At 73.3% G+C, this 17,681-nt stretch carries 14 protein-coding genes; 10 read left to right on the top strand and 4 right to left on the bottom strand.

The genetic code is table 11. The features are described 5' to 3' along the window. The first annotated feature begins 4 nt into the window (after positions 1–4). The 5 genes from LO772_RS12450 (at position 5) to LO772_RS12430 (ending at position 5,349) form a co-directional block, all read left to right on the top strand. The gene (locus LO772_RS12450; protein ID WP_231779520.1) at positions 5–826 is read left to right on the top strand and encodes an ABC transporter ATP-binding protein; all 822 of its coding nucleotides are present in this window, start codon (positions 5–7) and stop codon (positions 824–826) included. After that, positions 823–1,713, top strand: coding sequence for a branched-chain amino acid ABC transporter permease (locus tag LO772_RS12445; protein ID WP_231778468.1), 891 nt, complete (start codon positions 823–825; stop codon positions 1,711–1,713). Before LO772_RS12450 ends, LO772_RS12445 begins: the two co-directional genes overlap by 4 nt. Then, the gene (locus LO772_RS12440; RefSeq protein WP_443089399.1) at positions 1,706–2,923 is read left to right on the top strand and encodes a branched-chain amino acid ABC transporter permease; all 1,218 of its coding nucleotides are present in this window, start codon (positions 1,706–1,708) and stop codon (positions 2,921–2,923) included. Before LO772_RS12445 ends, LO772_RS12440 begins: the two co-directional genes overlap by 8 nt. After that, positions 2,920–4,194: an ABC transporter substrate-binding protein gene (locus LO772_RS12435; RefSeq protein WP_231778467.1), complete on the top strand. Its 1,275-nt coding sequence runs from the start codon at positions 2,920–2,922 to the stop codon at positions 4,192–4,194. Before LO772_RS12440 ends, LO772_RS12435 begins: the two co-directional genes overlap by 4 nt. A gap of 660 nt (positions 4,195–4,854) precedes the next feature. Then, positions 4,855–5,349 carry a MarR family winged helix-turn-helix transcriptional regulator gene (locus LO772_RS12430; RefSeq protein ID WP_231778466.1) on the top strand — a complete coding sequence of 165 codons (495 nt, stop codon included), beginning with the start codon at positions 4,855–4,857 and terminating at the stop codon, positions 5,347–5,349. Positions 5,350–5,665: 316 nt separating this feature from the next. Here LO772_RS12430 and LO772_RS12425 read toward each other — a convergent pair whose 3' ends face one another. Both LO772_RS12425 and LO772_RS12420 read right to left on the bottom strand, forming a co-directional pair. After that, positions 5,666–6,475, bottom strand: coding sequence for an SDR family NAD(P)-dependent oxidoreductase (locus LO772_RS12425; RefSeq protein ID WP_231778465.1), 810 nt, complete (start codon positions 6,473–6,475; stop codon positions 5,666–5,668). After that, on the bottom strand, positions 6,472–7,152 hold the full coding sequence (locus tag LO772_RS12420) for an SDR family oxidoreductase (protein WP_231778464.1): 681 nt from the start codon (positions 7,150–7,152) through the stop codon (positions 6,472–6,474). Before LO772_RS12420 ends, LO772_RS12425 begins: the two co-directional genes overlap by 4 nt. Positions 7,153–8,105: 953 nt before the next feature. On the opposite strand from LO772_RS12420, the gene LO772_RS12415 reads away from it, so the two are divergent. From LO772_RS12415 to LO772_RS12405, 3 genes are all read left to right on the top strand, one after another. After that, positions 8,106–9,899, top strand: a complete 1,794-nt coding sequence (locus tag LO772_RS12415; RefSeq protein ID WP_231778463.1) for a hypothetical protein — start codon at positions 8,106–8,108, stop codon at positions 9,897–9,899. A gap of 368 nt (positions 9,900–10,267) precedes the next feature. Next, complete coding sequence (locus LO772_RS12410; protein ID WP_231778462.1) at positions 10,268–11,230, top strand: sirohydrochlorin chelatase; 963 nt, start codon at positions 10,268–10,270, stop codon at positions 11,228–11,230. Between the two features lie 1,094 nt (positions 11,231–12,324). Continuing rightward, complete coding sequence (locus tag LO772_RS12405) at positions 12,325–13,518, top strand: CapA family protein (protein ID WP_331717327.1); 1,194 nt, start codon at positions 12,325–12,327, stop codon at positions 13,516–13,518. A gap of 250 nt (positions 13,519–13,768) precedes the next feature. On the opposite strand, the gene LO772_RS12400 is transcribed toward LO772_RS12405, so the two are convergent. After that, a complete protein-coding gene (locus tag LO772_RS12400; protein ID WP_231778461.1) occupies positions 13,769–13,936 on the bottom strand; it encodes a hypothetical protein in 168 nt (55 codons plus the stop codon). 463 nt (positions 13,937–14,399) lie between these two features. On the opposite strand from LO772_RS12400, the gene LO772_RS12395 reads away from it, so the two are divergent. Then, complete coding sequence (locus LO772_RS12395; RefSeq protein ID WP_231778460.1) at positions 14,400–15,881, top strand: hypothetical protein; 1,482 nt, start codon at positions 14,400–14,402, stop codon at positions 15,879–15,881. Between the two features lie 26 nt (positions 15,882–15,907). Here LO772_RS12395 and LO772_RS12390 read toward each other — a convergent pair whose 3' ends face one another. Then, positions 15,908–17,005 carry an alkene reductase gene (locus tag LO772_RS12390; protein ID WP_231778459.1) on the bottom strand — a complete coding sequence of 366 codons (1,098 nt, stop codon included), beginning with the start codon at positions 17,003–17,005 and terminating at the stop codon, positions 15,908–15,910. 129 nt (positions 17,006–17,134) lie between these two features. Between LO772_RS12390 and LO772_RS12385 the strand changes: the two genes are divergently transcribed. Next, complete coding sequence (locus tag LO772_RS12385) at positions 17,135–17,545, top strand: MarR family winged helix-turn-helix transcriptional regulator (RefSeq protein ID WP_231778458.1); 411 nt, start codon at positions 17,135–17,137, stop codon at positions 17,543–17,545. Positions 17,546–17,681 lie beyond the last annotated feature (136 nt).

The raw sequence follows: 17,681 nt of genomic DNA, 5'->3' as shown, positions 1-17,681 counted from the left end.
CGAGCTGGCCGTCCGCGGTGTCACGGTGCGTTTCGCGGGCCTTGTCGCACTCGACGCGGTCAGCTTCACCGTCGCACCCGGCAGCATCCACGCGGTCATCGGCCCCAACGGAGCCGGGAAGTCGACGTGCTTCAACGTGCTTTCGGGCGTCTACAAGGCCACCCGCGGCACCGTCCGCATGGGCGCCGACGAGCTGACCCGGCTGCCGCCGCACCGGATCGCCCGGCTCGGGCTGGCCCGGACGTTCCAGAACATCGTGCTCACGCACGGCTCGGTCGCCGACAACCTCATGCTCGGGCGGCACGTGCTGACCCGGTCGGGCTTCGTGGCGACCGCGCTGCACCTGCCGGGGGTCGCGCGCGAGCAGCGTCGGCACCGCGAACGGGCTAGGGAGATCGCCGAGTTCCTGGACCTGGGCGCGGTCTTCGACGCACCGGTGACGCTCCTGCCGTACGGCGTCCGCAAGCGCGTCGAGATGGCCCGCGCCCTGTGCATGGAGCCGAAGGTCCTGCTGCTGGACGAGCCGGTGGCCGGTATGAACACCACCGAGCGCCTGCGTACCGCGGACGCCATCGCCGCGGTGCGCGACAGCCTCGGGATCTCGATCGTCCTGGTCGAGCACGACATGGGCATGGTCATGCGCCTGGCCGACGAGGTGACGGTCCTCGACTTCGGCCGCCGCGTCGTCTCCGGCCCGCCCGAGGAGGTGCGGAACAACCCCGAGGTGATCCGCGCCTATCTCGGCACCGGCGAGGACGAGGCCGACACGGACGCCGGAAACGCGGTCCGGGACGACGCACGGCGAGAGAACGGGGACCCGCAATGACCAAGTTCTCCGAGATAGCCCTCAACGGGCTCGCTCTCGGATCGGTGTACGCCCTCATCGCGCTGGGCTTCGTGGTGATCTTCAAGGCCTCGGGCGTGATGAACTTCGCGCACGGTTCGCTGCTCCTCCTCGGCGGCTATGTCATCGCCGAACTCCACGACGACCTCGGCTTCGCCGGCGCGGTCCTCGTCGGTGTGCTGGTCACCGCCGCCGGTGCCGGGCTCATGGAGCTGCTGTTCATCCGGGGCCTGGGCACGGTCGACCTGCATGTGCTGACGATCCTGACCATCGGCATCGACATCCTGCTGACCACCGAACTCGTGCGCCGGATCGGCTCGGACACGCTGTCGCTGGGCGACCCGTGGGGCAACGGCTCGGTGCGGATCGGCAGCGCCTACATCGCCGAGGCGCGCATCGCGTCGATCGTCGTGGCGACGATCCTGATCGGCTTCTTCTTCGCGGCGTTCCGCTACACCGCGTGGGGCCTGTCGATGCGGGCCGCGTCCGAGGACCGCGAGGCGGCGGCCCTCATGGGCGTCAGCATGAAGCGGGTCCAACTCGTCGCGTGGTGCGTCGCGGGCGCGCTGGCCGCGGTCGCCGCGGTGTTCCTGACCGCCGCGCCGACATCGGGCCTGGACCGGACGACCGGGCAGATCGCGCTCAAGGCCTTCCCCGCCGCGGTGTTGGGCGGCATGGACTCCGCGCCGGGTGCGCTGGTCGGCGCGCTCATGATCGGTCTGGCCGAGGCGCTGGCGGCCGGCTACCAGAGCGAACTCGACGTGCTCGGCGGCGGCGTCTCGGGCATCGCGCCGTACATCGTCATGATCCTCATCCTGCTGTGGCGGCCGACGGGCCTGCTCGGATCGAAGGAACTGAGCCGTGTCTGAGACCCCTGTGGTGACCTCCGCGACGAAGAAGCGCACGGCGCCGGCCGATCCGGGCGGGCGTTCGCCGCGTGCCGTGCTGCGCGCGACCCTGCGGTGGAACCGGCTCGCGACGCTCGCCGCCGTGCTCGTCCTCGCCGCGCTGCCGTTCTACCTCACCGAATTCTGGTTGATCACCGGCCTGTTCGCGATGGCGGCGGCGCTCGGCGCGATCGGCCTCAACATCCTGTCCGGCACCGCGGGCCAACTCTCGCTCGGCCACGCGTTCTTCCTCGCGGTCGGCGCGTACAGCTACATCGTGCTGTCCGGGGAGTCCGGTCTCATCGGTACGCACGAGGCCGACGGCTTCGGCCTGCCGCCGCTGCTCGCGATGGTCGGCGCGGTCCTGGTCGCGGGGTTGTTCGGCGGGCTGTTCAGTCCGATCGCCGGGCGGTTGCGCGGCATGTACCTCGGCATCGCGACGCTCGCGCTCGTGTTCATCGGCGAGCACGTGATGACCAACGCGCACAACATCACCGGCGGCCACAACGGGCGTCCCGCCGAGCCGATGTCGGTCCTCGGGTTCTCCTTCTCCGACAACGACCCGGACCTCGCGGTCCTCGGCGTCGAGTTCGACCGGTACGAACGCCTCTGGTACCTCGGGCTGGTGCTGGTGCTCGGCGGCATCGTCGTGGCCCGCAACCTGCTGCGCGGCCGACCGGGCCGGGCGCTCGGCGCGGTCCGGGACAGCGAGATCGCCGCGGGTGTCATGGGCGTTCCGGTGGCGCGGTTCCGCTCGATGGCGTTCGTGGTCTCGTCGATGTACGCCGGGCTCGCCGGGGTGCTGCTCGCCCTCGTGTACGGCACCCTCGTGCCCGGCTCGTTCGGGCTCCAGATGTCGATCGACTACCTCGCGATGATCGTCATCGGCGGCCTCGGGTCCGTGGGCGGCGCCGTCGCGGGCGCGGTGTTCGTGACCGTGCTGCCGCAGTTGTTCACCCATTACGCGGCCTCGCTGCCGCTCGTCGTCGAGGCGGGGGGCGACGGGATCGGACCCACCGAGGCGGCCCGCTACCTGTACGGCGCGGTGATCATCCTCGTCCTGGTCTTCGCCCCGGGGGGTCTGGCCGGCATCACCCGGCGCTGGTCCCTGGCACTTCGTTCCGCCCGTTCCACCAAGCAGCGTCCCAGTTCGCCATCCGGTACCACGCCGCCTCAAGGAGCCGTTTCGTGAAGACACGCACGGGCAGCAGAGCCGCCGCCGCGATCGTCGCCGCACTGGCGCTGAGCATCACGGCCTGCAGCACCAAGAACGACGACGACAAGCCGTCCACATCCGGTGCGGGCTCCGACGGCGTCGTGACCGGCCAGGGGGTCACCGACAAGGAGATCCACATCGGCGGGCTGACGGACCTGACCGGCCCGTACGGAATCCTGGGCAAGAGCACGACCAACGGCCAGAAGCTCTACTTCGACAAGCTCAACGAGCAGGGCGGCGTCTGCGGCCGGACCGTGGTCGTGGACGTCAAGGACCACGGCTACGACGTGCAGAAGGCGACCACCGCATACAACGAACTGTCCGGCAAGGTCGTCGCGTTCTCGCAGCTCATCGGGTCGGCGATCGTCAACCAGCTCGCCCCGGAGATCGAGAAGGCCGGGCTGCTGACGACACCGCAGGCGTGGGCGTCGAACCTGCTGGGCCGGCAGGCGATCCAGGTGACGTCGAGCACGTACGACATCCAGATGGTCAACGGGGTGCACCACCTCGTCGAGACGCTCGGCCTGAAGCCCGGCGACAAGATCGGCCACATCTTCACCGAGGACGAGTTCGGCGAGAACAGCTCGGCGGGGGCGAAGTACGCCGCGCAGGCCGCCGGGATCGAGGTCGTCGACCAGAAGGTCAAGCCCACCGACCGCGACATGACCGCGGCGGTGACCGCGCTGAAGTCGGCGGGCGTCAAGGCGATCCTCGTGGGCGCGAGCCCGACGCAGCTCGGCCCGATCATGGGGGTCAGCGAGACGACGGACTTCAAGGTGCCGGTGCTGACCCACACGGTCGGCTTCCACCAGAGCATGCTGGGCACCGCGGCCGGACCGGCGATGGAGGCGCGCCTCGAAATCGTCAGCGCCGTGCCGTCGCCGCAGAGCGACCTGCCGATGCTCCAGCAGATGTCGGCGGACTTCCAGGCCAAGTTCCCGGGCGAGGCCCCCGACCTCGGCGTGCTGGCGGGCTACACCAGCGCGGCGATCGTCACCGAGGCGATCAAGAAGGCCTGCGAGATGAAGGACCTCACACCCGCCGGCATCGTGAAGGCGCACCGCACGAACAGCCAGGTCGACCTGGGGTACGGCTCGCCGCTCGACTTCTCGTCGCCGGCCAAGCCGCCGTCGTACGCGACGTACATGCTGAAGATCGACAAGACCAAGCCGAGCGGCGTCGTGACGGTCGGCGACGCCTTCGAGGCACCCAACGCACGGTCGTTCCCGCTGCCGAAGACGGGCTGATCCCGGGGGTGTTCCCGCCACATGCGGCCGACGCCGGCGCCACGACCGCGCGTCGGCCGCAGGGGTGAGCGCGATCGGGGGTGGTGAAGTGGGCTTGCCATGTGCTCGGAGTGTGCGGGGCTCGTCTCCCGGGTGCTCGGTGAGGGGGAGCGCAACCGGGGGTCGGCGGGTCGTCCCGCCGCCCGCCGGGACCGCGCCGCGTTCACCGCGCTGTGTTCACCGCGCTGTGTTCACCGCGCTGTGTTCACCGCGCTGTGTTCACCGCGCTGTGTTCACCGCGCCGCGTTCACCGCGCTGTGTTCACTGTGCCGCGTTCACTGTGCCGCGCTCACCCTCCAGTTCGCCTCGGCGCTCGCCCCGTGACCCCCGGCCCTCCCGGCGACCACCGCGACGACGGCTGGTGCGATGCCGACTTGGTCATCACCGACGTGGGAAGCGAGCATCGGGCGCAGGCGCAGGCGTAGCCTCGTCCGTCGGCGGCCAGTGCTCTGCCGCGCGCCCAACCCCTCGTGGCATTCCGGGAGTTGCGTGCGCCGAGCCTGGAAGGCACCCGCGGATTCGTCCGTCCGTCGGCCCGACCGGGCCGTCCGCGCGGGGCAAACCGGGTGAACCCGTGAGACTTCGCCGCTCGTCCGCGGGCGGAGCCCTAGGCTGCCCGACATGACCACCGATGCCGATAGCCGCCGCGCGATCAACGAGGCCATCAACGCGCTCAAGCGGTTCGTCAACAGCAGGCAGTTGGATGCCGTGCACGCCGCCCGCTCGGGCGTGCCGTTGAACCTCGTCGCGATCGGGATCCTGTACCGGGTGATCAAGCACGGCCCCATCCGCCCGACCGAGCTCGCGGGTTTGGCCGACATCCAGCCCGCGGCCCTGAGCCGGCAGATCCGGATCCTGGAGGAGGTCGGCTTCATCGTGCGCGTCGGCGACGCGGAGGACGGGCGGGTGTCGCTCGTGGAGGCCACCGACGCCGGCCGCACCGCACACGCGCGGTTCGCGGCGGCCAACGACGCCTTGCTGGCCGAGCAGTTGAAGCACTGGACCGCGGACGAACTGACCGCGCTCGCCGCCCAGATGCAGCGGCTGGTCGCGGACCTGCGCGGGGTGCGCCACGAGCACCCGGTGAACCGCGAGGCGGGCGCCGCCCGTTCGTGAGGCGGAACATGTTCCGCGGCCGACCCGGTTCGGGAAACCCCGGTGGTCGGACGTCCTTTCGCCGTATGCCCCGCCGCGGTCGTCAGGGAATGCGGGCAGGGCGAAGCGGGGCAGGCCCGCCCCGGCCGGGCCTGCCCCTGTGTCCCGTACGACCATGACGGGACGCTAAGCATCCTGTACGGAAAGAGACGCGAACCTCCACCGCAGGATCACAAATGCCGGTTAATTTTACCTTCCCCAGCACAACCCTCGGGAAAATTGCCCGAGTTGTCGGGAATGGAAGGTCGCGTGGCCGACCGCCGAACTGTGTCCGGGCTCACAGTGCGGTCATACGACCGCCACTGACGATGAGTGTCTGACCCGTCACGTATCGCGACGCGGAACCACAGAGGAAGACCGCGCACGGCCCGATGTCCGCCACCGGGTCGCCGATCCGTCCCATCGGGATCAACGCCGTGACGCGGTCCTCCAGGCCCGGGTCCAGCCGCATCGCGTTGTCGAGCGCGGGGGTCACCGCGAGCGGCGCGAGCGCGTTGACCCGGATCCCGTCCGGACCCCACTCGCGGGCCAGCGACTTCACGAAGCCCCGCTGGGCGCCCTTGGCGGCGGCGTAGAACGCCAGGTTCGCGCTGCCCTGCACACCGGCCGGCGACGTCAGCAGCACGTACGAGCCCGCCGTGTCCCGCAGATGGCCGTGCGCCGCGCGGGCGATCGTGTACGACGCGACCGAGGCGACCGCCGCGTGCTCGTCCCACAGGGCCACGGGCGCGCGTTCGAGATCCACGGGCTCGCTCGACCTGCGGCTCGTCGCGTTGTGCACCACGGCGTCGAGCCGGCCGAACCGCCGTACCGCCGCGCCCAACGCGGCGTCGACCGCCGGCGCCGACGTCACATCGCACACCTCGGCGGCGGCCGTACCGCCTGCGGCGGTGATCGCGTCGACCACCTCGCGGGCGGCCTCCCCGCGCCGCGCGGTCACCACCACCGAGGCCCCGGCCGCCGCGAGCGCCACCGCGATCCCGCGGCCGACCCCCGCGGCGGCTCCCGTGACCACCGCGGTCCGACCCGCCAACAGCCCGTCCACCGCGTCTTCCTGACGCGACGTCACCGCAGCCGAATCCGTCACGGCAGCATCAGCGCCCCTCCGTCGAGGACGAGCGTCCCGCCGGTCAGATGCCGGCCGCCGGGACCGCAGACCAGCAGGACGACCTCGGCGACCGCCTCCGGAGTCATCGCGTCCGCGCCGAGTACGGCCTCGCTCCGGTCGACGTCGGTACCGCGCAGCGCCTCGGCCTCCGGCGCCGACGCGAACACCGACGCCGCGACGAGGTGCACCCCCACGCCGTCGGGCGCCCAGCGCCGCGCGGCGGACTTGGCGAGCGCGCGCAGGGCCTCGGACGCGGTCGCCGACGCGACCACGCCCGCGCCGCCCTCGATCGCGACGCTCGGCACGACGAGGACGAACCGGCCGCGCGCGGGGGCCAGGAGCGGGTACGCGGCCTGCAACGCCGTGAGGCCGTCGCGCACCGGTTCCTCCGCGAGCCGGTCCCACGCGTCGGGCGTCAGGTCCACCAGGGCGCGCGGCACGGCGGAACCGGGGGTGTGGGGCGCGTGGACCACCACGTCGGCGCCGGGCTGCGGCCCGTCGGCGCCGCCCGCGCGCAACGCGACCGCCAGCCCCGCGAATTCCGCACCGGACGCCGCGGTCGTCACCGTGGCACCGTCTGCGCGCAACGCCGCCACGACCGCCCGCGCGACCGCGGACGTCCCGACCACGACCGCGCGCCGGAGGCCATCCACCACAGTGACTCCCTCCACCGCCGACACACCGAACTCCACCGACGAACCGCCGTGCGCCCATGACTATTTCGACCGGCGAAAGAAGACAAGACACATCACGCCGCGACATGCCCGCACCACCGGCGAAGTGCGCGGGAACGCCGTCGTGCGGGGCGGCCGGGACGTGGGCTGTGCTGGGCGACTACGCCGCGGCAAGGGCACGTTGGCGTCCGAGCGGCGGCCGGGATCCCGGTCCCGGGAGCATCCCCCGCGCCGCCACGTACCCGCCCACCACACATGCCCGCGCACCGCGTACCGCGCGCGAGATCCACACCCTTGCGAGCCCACTCTGCGCTACCCGCAAGCCCGCCCGCCTCTCGCGCCTCGCGAGTTCCACGCTCCCGCGTGCCCGCTCTGCGCTGCGCGCAGGCGCGTTCGCCGCAGCCTGCCTGCGTGCCCGCTCATCGCCCGGTCGTGCAGAGCCCGCCTGCCCGCCCGCCGCCTGCGCGTCCGCTCGCCGCTCGCATGGTCCGCGCTCCCGCTCTGCGCTGCTCGCGCGCGTCCGCCCGAGTCCGTCCCGCCGCCTGCCTGCGCGCCTGCTCATCGCCCGGTCGTGCAGAGCCCGCGTGCCCGCCCGCCCTGGGCGTCCGCTCGGCGCTCGCATGGTCCGCGTCCCCGCGTCCCCGCTCTGCGCTGCGCGCAGGCGCGTTCGCCGGAGCCTGTCCCTCAGCCTGCCTGCGCGCCGGTTTGCCGCCCGGTCGTGCACAGCCTGCTCGCCCGTCCGCCGCGTGCGCGGCCACTGTGCGCTCCGCCAAGCCCCCCGCCCAGCCCGTCCCGTGGCCGCCCGCCGCCCGTCCCGTCCCGGACGATCGCCACGCCCGCTGTCGGGGCGGCGTTCTAGCCTTCTCGTCATCCCGGTTCGCCGATCAGGCACGTTGTTGTGGCGAACGGTCCGGCGTACGTGTGGGGAGGCTCTGGTGGACGTCACGGCATACATCGCGCTGCTCGACGAACTCGACGCGGAGGACGCCGCGGTGGCGGACCGGCTCGGGGCCGAGCTGCCCGAGCAGGTGCGTCGGCTGGGGGACACGGCCACGCGGCGCGCCCGCGCCCGCGACGCGGTCCGGACGCCCCGTCCCACACCGCCGCACCGCGCCAAGCGCCTCAGCGGCGTCCAGGTCGCCTGCCTCGTCGAAGGGGCGGGCCCGGCGGTCGACGTCCTGCGCACCCTGCGCCGCGTGGCGCCGCGCCAGGCGTGGGCGTACCTGGACGGTACGCGCGGTCTCGCCGCCACGATCCGCACGCGCCTCGGGGCCGACCCCGCCGCGTGGACCCGCCTTCAGCGCCGTCTCGCGTCGTACCCGGGCCTGCTGGCCGAGCTGGTCGAGGAATCCGGCCGCGCCGCGGAGGACAACGACGAGACCGCCGCGTCGCCGACGGCGTCCGTTCCCGCGGTGCCCCGCGAACTGCGGCGCGACATGCGCCAGTTGCTCATGCTGCTGGACGCCGAAACGCTCGCCGCGCTCGTCCCCCGCCTGCACCGCGGCACGGTCGTCGATCTCGCCCGCTTCGGCGCGCCGCTCGGCCCGGAGACACTCGCCTGGATCGCCGCGACCGCGACGCCGCGTCAGCGCCTCCTGCTGGCCAAGGCCCGCTGGAGCCGCCCCGGACTCGCCGCCGCGTTGGCCGCGTTGGACGACAGCGAGGTCAACGCCGCGCTGTACCTCAACGTCCACACGTCCGTGGCGGTCCGCGCGCGCATCATGGCCGCCGCCGATCGCGTGCCACTGCACCCGTCCGTCATCGAGCGGGTGCGCTCCACCAACGCCCGCGCGCTTCGGCTGCCCGCGCTGTGGTCCGGCGACCCGCTGCTGGTCCGTGCCGCGCTGCTGCGCCGCGAGCAGACGACGGCCTCGGTGGGGGAGTGCCTGCGCGCGTGGGAGGAAGGCGGCCACGAAGCGCTCATGGGACTGTGCCGACCGGACGCCGTCACCCCCTTGCGGCTGCCGCGCTACCGCTCGCTGCTGTTGGTCGCCGTGGCCGGTATCTGGCGGCGGCACGGCATGCGCGAGGCGGCGCGGCTGGTCGACGAGATGTCCGTGGCGCCGAAGGACCGCACGTTCCTGGGCGCGCTGTTCGCCGCCGACGACGGGCAGGAGCGCCTGGCCGCGGAGATCGCGGCGAAGAGCGGCACACGCACCCTGGTGAAGCGGTTGCGCCGCCACTACCCGACACGGCTGTGGCCGCTGATCGAGTGCCCCTGGGTGGACTGGGAGCAGATAGCCCGGCTCGACGCGCGCGTACCGCTGTCCGGGACGGCGTGGGCGCATCTCGCGGCCGGCCCCGGGTGTCCGGAGCGGGGGCTCCCGGCGGAGGCCGACCAGGACACCGACGGCCCGGTCGGCGCGGGCCGGTGGCCCACGATGCGCGAGGTGTCGGTACCGCGCGAATGGGTCGGCGGCCAGTGGGTTTTCGCCACCCCGGCCCGCCGGGGCGCCGCGATGCCCCCGGAGCACTTGTTCACTGCGGTGACCCCGGCCGCGCAGGCGTTCAACACGTACGGCAACCTGGCCGAATTTGTCGCTGCTGGATCGGCCGAGCTGCGCTACGAGAGCCACTTGCGGGAGCTGGTGGACGGGCACCTCGGTACGTCGACCGACGCGCGCGTCGTCGCGATGCGGCTGATGGGGGATTTCCCGGGGACCGTCCGCGAACTGTTCGAGACGGCCGCGGCGATGACGCTGGTGACGGCGGCCGAACCGGGGGCGTGACGCGCACGGGCGCGAGGTGGGCGCGGGCGGACGGACCGTGCCGGGCGTGCTCCGACCGCGCGGGCCCCACACCGCCCGAGCCTCGGTACGGCGGCGCCCGCTCCCGCGGCCCGGTCGGCGCCCCCGCCCGGTCGGTGTCGCGCCTCCGCTCCTCCGTCGGCCCGACCGTCACCTGATGCTTCGTCAGAGCCACTTCTCGGAAGCATGTTCGACGCCGCCTTCGACCAGCTGTTTGGCCGCGGCACCGCGGGGTGTGGCTGAATGTGCCGAAAATCGCGTCGCTATTGCCCTGTTTCGCGATGCAAGACCGGATAACGATTGCGCTCGAAAGGTGCTGTCGTACAAGCGAATCAATAGCATCCGCGTGCATGAGCACTTCGCCTGACGCAGCAGCGCCTCTGCCCACGCGCAACCAGGGCCTACCCACTCGCGTGCCCGCGGCCCGGGCCGGTGGCAGGCACCGCAGACCAGAAGCACCCGAGATCCCCGAGGGGGCACCCCCGCTCGTTCTCGCCGTCCCGGGGCCGGCGAACCCCGAACTCGACGACGTGGTCCGCGAGGTCGCGCTGCTGGCCAGGGCCGGCCGTCCCGGACTCGACATCCGCCCGGCGCTCCTCGGCGACGGTGCGACCGACCTTTCGCTCGTTCTCGGCCCGGGGGTCTCGCCCGCGCCGCCGCCACCGGACGAAGACGACGCGGCCGAGGGCGACGACGTGACGGAGGCCTCGCCCGCGGAGGCCCAGGACGCGGTCCAGGAAGCAGTCCAGGAGGACGTGGAGGCCCCGCCCCCGATCGTCGTGCCGCTGCTGATCGGCCCGCACGAGGGGGTCGCCGCCCGGGTCCGCGCGACCGTCGAGGCGGCCGAGCGCCCGCTCGTCGTCACGGAGCCCCTGGGGCCGCATCCGCTGCTCGCCGAGGCCCTGCACGAGCGCCTGTCCGAGGCCGGCCTCGCCCGGGCGGACCGCGCACGGCTGTTCACCGTCGTCACGGCCGCGGACGGCATCGTGCTGGCCACCACGGGCGGTCCCGAGGCGCTTCAGGCGGCCGACATGACCGGCGTCCTGCTGGCCGCCCGCCTCGCGCTCCCGGTCGTCACCGCCGACCTGGAGGTGCCGGGCGACGTCGCGCAGGCCGCCGACCGCCTCCGCGCGATGGGCGCCGAACGCCTGGCCCTCGCGCCGTACGTCCTGGGCCCCGACCTCGCCCCGGACCTGATCGCCTCGGCCGCCGCCGAAGCCGACTGCACCGCCGCCGAACCCATCGGCGCACACGGCGCGGTCGCCCAGCTCGTCCTCCGCGCCTATTTGGACGCGGCCGGGATACGGGACTGAGCGACCCGGCACGACGAAATCGAGCCAACCTGAGACCCACCGAAGCACGCGACGGGACACGAAGACCAGGGCAGGACACCGACCGAGACGCCGACCGACCCCCGGGGGAGCCGCGGCCCCGGACGCGTTCTACGACAGGGCAATCCCCCGAAGGGCGGGCGCCACCCAGGCCCCGCCCTTCACCCATGTCCGACGCGGACGGTCCGGCCGCGAACCCGAGAACGACACCACGGGAGCCGGACCGGAGGGGACCGGACCGGATGGGCCGAGACCGGCCAAGGCGCAACGACGGCGACCACGACACCGCGACCCTGCCACCGCGACCCTGCCACCGCGACCCTGCCATCGGGACGACGCCACCGGGACGACGCCACCGGGACGACGCCACCTGGCCCCGCTGCCGCGTTCGCTCCGGCTCTCGGCCTCCCCGCCTCCCCGCCCCCGCCGCGCGGAGTGGGGACGGCCCGGCCACGACACCCGGCCCGCCGCCTCCACGCCGCGCTGACGCACTCTCCACACCGAACCCGTCCCGCCCCCGGCCTCGCCGTTCCCGCCGCCCAACCGCGATGTCCCGTCTGCGCCGCGCCGACGCACTCTCCGGGTCCATCCCTTCCCACCCCGGGACCGCCTCCGGCCTCGCCGCTCCTGTCGGCCCCGCAGCCGTCCGCGCTGCGCGGCGCTGACGCACTTTCCGGACCAGCCCTCCCCGCCTCGGGGCCGCCTCCGCCCTCGCCGCTCCCGCCGGCCCAGCAGCCGCGACGCAGCGTCTGCGCCGCGCTGACGCGCTCTCCGGACCCGCCCCCTCGGCGCCTCCGGCCTCGCGGCCGCGAGGCCTCATCCGCGGCGCGCTGCCCAGCGTTCGAACCCCTCCGCCCCGCCCCGGTCCGGCCGCCCCCGTCCCCATCACCCCCGCCACGCCCGCCGGCCCCGCCGTCTCAACGCCCCGTCGCCCCGCTGCTCCGCCGAGTGGGGGTTACCCGTCGGTGTGCTGTGGCGGTCCGCTGCCGGAGGCGTCCCGGCGTGCGATCGTGCAGGGAAAATCGGTTTATATGCCGTAAATATGGCGTGTTCCCTGCAGATCGGGAGAACCATCCGTGGCCATCACCGACGTTTTCGGATCACCCGGGCGGCGTCTCGCGGTCATCGCCTTCACGTGCGCGCTGCTGCTCGCGGCCTGCTCGTCCGCGCCGGACACCGGCGACGAGCCCGCCCCTCCCGACCGGGCGGCTCCGATCCCCGGTGCGGACGTCTCGCGCTTCAGCCTCGTCGCGACCGGCGACGTGCTCGCCTACCCCTCGATCTGGGAGCAGGCCCGGACCGACGCCGGCGACGGCGGCTACGACTTCCACGAGATCTTCGCCGGGGTCACTCCCGTCGTCCGGGGCGCCGACCTGGCGCTGTGCCACATGGAGACCGTCTACGGCGACCCCGACGGCCCGTTCGCCGCGTACCCGCTCTTCCAGGGCCCGCCGCAGATCGCCCGCACGCTCGCGGACACCGGCTACGACGGCTGCTCGACCGCGTCCAACCACACGCTCGACTACGGCTCGGACGGCATCCGGCGCACCCTCGCCGAATTCGACGCCGTGGGCCTCAAGCACGCCGGCTCCGCCCGCAACGCCGAGGAGGCCGCGACGCCGACGATCCTCGACGTCCGCGGCGTCAAGGTCGCGCATCTGTCGTGGACGTACGCGACCAACGGCATCCCGCTGCCCGACGGGCAGCCCTGGGCCGTGAACGTCGTGGACGTGCCCCGCATCGTCGCCGACGCCCGTGCGGCGCGCGCGGCCGGCGCCGAGGTCGTCGTGCTGAGCATGCACTGGGGCAGCGAGTGGCAGCGCGCGCCCGACGCCGATCAGCTCGCCTGGGCGCAGGAGTTGACCGCGTCGACGAACAACGGCCGCAAGGACGTCGACCTGATCCTCGGCACCCACAACCACGTGCCGCAGCCGTACGCGAAGGTCAACGGCACGTGGGTGGTCTACGGCCTCGGCGACCAGATGGCGAACTTCCCGGGGCAGGACAAACTCGCCGGCAACTACAGCTCGATCGCGCGCTTCGGCTTCGTGCGCGGCGCGGACGGTGCCTGGACGGTCGACCGGGCCGAGTTCCTGCCGCAGTATGCCGACCCCGGGCCGCCGTTCCGGATCGTCAACATCAACGCCGAGGTCGCGGCGGGATCACCGCGCGCCGACGCCTATCGCACGCCGCTCGAATCGATCCGGGCCGCGGTCCTGTCCGAGGGCGCGGCGGCGGACGGGCTGACGGAGTCGTCGGACGGGCGGTGACGCGGCGGCGAGCCCGCGAGCGGCGGGCTCGCCGCCCGCGACGTCCGAGGCCGCTCCGCGGTCGCGGCGAGGAGCGTGACCCGCCGGCCTCTCCCGGCGGGGCGTCGGAAAGCGGCACACACGACGGAACGCCCGGTTCCCTACGGCCGGGCGTTCCGTCGTCTGTCTGTTTCGGCGTGTTTCAGACTCTTTCGGCTGCCGATTCGATGTCGTCCCGGGTGCGTGCTGCCCGGCGCCCCGATCCGCGACCTCAGGCCACGCGCCGCAGGGCCGCCGTCACGCGCGACGTCGCGACGGACTTCGCGTACCGACGGCGGCGGGCGATGATCGCGAGCAGCGGGCCGTGGGCGGAAGGCGAGCCGAGGGCGGTGGTCGGACGCGGAGTGGCGGCGGTGCGCGGGGTGGTCGTGGTGGGCATGGCGGTTCTCGATTCTGCCGGTGACCGTTCCTGGGGGGAGCGGCGCTGACCCGTCCGAGCCTAGGCGGGTGGCCCGACATCGGGCGTCCGTCGCAGGTCGACGATTTCCGGGCCTACACGGGTGGGTTTCCGAGCGCACGGCTACTCCTCAGGGAGGAGACCGGGGGTGCTACGTCTCAGGGAGGAGTCAGGGGCGAATTCGGGCCGACCCCGCCGCGCGCGGACCCCCGTCCCGGTCCCGCCCGCGTGCGCGCGCCATCGCGCGCACGACCGCGGCCCGCATCGGCGGCCGGGCCGTCTTCCGGTAGGAATGCCCGTTTCGCTCCGCTCCCGCGGGGACCGGCCCGGCGCTTCCCGCGTCCCCGTGCGAACGCCCGTCCGCTCCCGAGCTTGAACCGGCGCAGCGGTCCCGGTATCTCTGGTCGCTGATGCGTTCGAGCACCTGGAACCAGGGGAGTCCGCCATGCAGTTGGATCCGCGTACACCCGTGCTCGTCGGGGTCGCCGCCGTGCAGCAGCGCGTCGACGAGCCGGGCGGGGGTCTGGACGCGGTCGCGCTGATGGTGCGGGCGGCGGAGGCGGCGGGGCGGGACGCGGGCGCCTCGGCCGCGGGGAAGATGCTCGGCGCCGTCGACCGGGTGTTCGTGCCGCGCGGTCTGTGGGGTGCGGGTGACCCCGGGCGGGTCATCGCGCAGCGCTTCGGCGCCGCGGGAGCGCGCACGATGGTCGCCGAAATCGGGGTGCTGCAACAGACGTTGCTCACCCACGCGGAGACACTGATCGCCGCGGGCGAGGCCGACGTGATCATGGTGGCCGGCGCGGAAGCCGCCTACCGGGAACGCAGGTTGCGCGGCAGCGGACGCCCCGCGCTCGTACACCCGCTGCCGCCCACGCCGCCCGACCGGGTGCTCAGCCCGATCGGCGACATCCTGCACCCGATGGAGATCGAACGCGGACTGGCGTCGCCACTACGCCAATACGCCGTCCTGGAGACCGCCCTGCGGTACGCCGAGGAGTTGTCCGTCGACGAACACGCCACCCGGGTCGCGGAGTTGTGGTCGCGGTTCGCGGACGAGGCGGTCGACAACCCGGACGCCTGGCACCGATCTCCCGTGCCCGCCCGGGAGATCGCCGAGTTCTCGGCGATGAACCCGATGATGGCCCGGCCCTACACCCGCGCGCACTGCTCGCGCGCGGGCGTCGACCAGGCCGCGGCGCTGCTCCTGTGCTCCGCCGAGGCGGCCGAGCGGTACGGAGTGCCGCGCGACCGCTGGGTGTTCCCGTGCGCGGCGGCCGAATCGAACCACATGGTCCCGCTGGTCGCCCGTGCGCCGTTGCAGCGGTCGCCGGGGTTCGCCGCGGTCGGGTCGTGGCTCGCGGCGTACACCGGGGTCGCGGCGGCGGACGCGACGTACATCGACCTCTACAGCTGCTTTCCGTCGGCGGTGCGCGTCCAGATCGCCGAACTCGGCCTCGGGGAGCGCGAAGACCTGACCGTGACCGGCGGAATGTCGTTCGCGGGCGGTCCGTTGAACAGCTACGCGCTGCACGCGACCGTGGCGATGGCGAAGCGGCTTCGTGCGGGTGAGCCGGACGCGACCGGCCTGGTGACGTGTGTCTCGGGCATGCTCACCAAGCAGGCCGGGGCCATGTGGTCGGCGACACCGCCCGCGACGCCGTTCCACGGCGAGGACCTGTCGTCGCGCACCGCGGAGGCGGCCATCCCGTGCGAAGTGGTGGGCGACTACCGGGGGTTGGGCGCCGTCGACGGCTTCACCGCGACCCCCGGCGGCGACGGCCCGCCGCTGGCGGTCGCGGTCGTCGCGGTGCCCGGCGGCAGGCGTACGGTGGCCCGGACCTCGGACCCCGAGGTCGTGACCGCGTTCGGCGCCGGCGAGTGGGTCGGCAGGCATGTGCACGTCGACGGCGCCGAGTTGGCCCTCTAGGTCGGCCTCCAGGCGCTGCCCGGCGGTCAGTTCGTCGTCTGCGGCGAGACCGGTTCGGCGTCCGCCGCCGGGTAGTCGACGTAGCCTTCGGCGCCTCCGCCGTAGACGTTCTGCCGGGCGGGCTCGGCCAGCGCCACGCCCGCGGCGATCCGGGCCGGGAGGTCGGGGTTGGTGATGAAGAGCCGGCCGAGGGCGATCAGGTCGGCGTGGCCGTCGGCGAGGAGCCGGGCACCGGCCTCGGGCGTGCTCGGCGTCTTGCCGGTCCGGTTGGCGATCAGGGTGCCCGACCAGACGGCCCGCAGGTCGGTGACCGCTTCGTACCCGCCGCGCTGGAGGACGTGCAGGTAGGACAGGCCGAGAGGGTCGACGGCCGCCGCGAGCGCGCGGTACGTCCCGGCCGGGTCCGTCTCCGCCAGTTCGTTCTCGGTGTTGTCCGGCGACACCCGCAGCCCCACGCGTTCGGCGCCGACCGCGGCGGTCACGGCCTCGACGATCTCGACGGCGAAGCGCAGCCGCCCGTTCGTCGAACCGCCGTACGCGTCGCCGCGCAGGTTCGTGTTGTCGGCGAGGAACTGGTGGATGAGGTAGCCGTTCGCGCCGTGGATCTCCACGCCGTCGAACCCGGCGGCGATGGCGGCCTCGGCGGCCCGCGCGAAGTCCCGTACGGTCTCCTGTACTTCGTCGGTCGTCAGCGCGCGCGGCAGGACGTGGTCGAGCATGCCGTCGGCGGTGTAGATGCGGTCGTTCTCGATGCGCACGGCGGACGGCGCGACCGGGGTGTCGCCGCGCAGGATCGCCGGGTGGCTCATGCGGCCGACGTGCCAGAGCTGCGCGTATATCGTCCCGCCGGCGTCGTGCACCGCGTCGGTGACCGGCCGCCAGCCGCGGCGCTGCTCGTCGGTGTGCAGACCCGGGACGCCCGGGCCGCCCTTGGCGATGGGGCTGATGGCGACGCCCTCGCTGACGATCAGGCCGGCGCCCGCCCGCTGCCGGTAGTACGTCGGCGCCAAGGGGTTCGGCACGCCGGTGGCGTCGTCGGCGCGGCCCCGGGTCATGGGGGCCATGACGATGCGGTTGCGAAGGTCGAGCGTGCGTCCCTGGTAGGGCGTCAGCAGCGATGGCACGATGGCTCCTCGTCGGGCGTCTGTACGTCGGTTCATGTACGTGCAACAATTGCTTGTGCATACAAATGTTGTGCGTGCATGTTGAATGCTGTCAACCCGCGAGGGTGCCGAATCGGAAAGGCGCAGGTCATGGACCCTGAGTGTTGGGAGCGGCTGACAGTTCTCCACACCCATGTCGAGAGCGAGGTCTCGCGTCTCCTGCAGCGCCGCCACGACCTGGGGCTGTCCGAATACCGCGCGCTCTGCCGCCTGACCGCCCAGCCCGACGGCGAGCTGCGCATGCAGGACCTCGCCGCGCGCATCGGGCTCAACCAGAGCTCGGTGAGCCGCCTCGCCGCCCGCCTGGAGAGCGCCGCGCTCACCCGCCGCGACCACTGCGACGGCGACCGGCGCGGCGTCTACCTGGTCATCACCGACGCGGGGCGCGAGCGCTGCGCGGAGGCGCGGGCGACGTACACGACGGGGCTCGCCGAGGCGCTGGCCGCCGCGGCGGTGGCGGATGCGGAGATGGCGCCGCTGATCGCGGCCTTGTCCGGCTGACGCGGCCCGCCCGGGCGTTCTTGTGCGTTCTTCCGTATCGTCGGTTCCTCGGATTTTCGTTCCGCTTCCGCGGCTCGTCGCGGTGAATCGTTTCCGGACGTTCGCGCCGCCGCGCCGAGTGGCCGACGCGGTGTCC

It is taken from the genome of Yinghuangia sp. ASG 101, assembly GCF_021165735.1.
In the GTDB taxonomy this organism is placed as follows: Bacteria; Actinomycetota; Actinomycetes; order Streptomycetales; family Streptomycetaceae; genus Yinghuangia.
The sequence above is the reverse complement of the archived record's forward strand: the minus strand, read 5'-3'. Positions and strand labels throughout refer to the sequence as shown.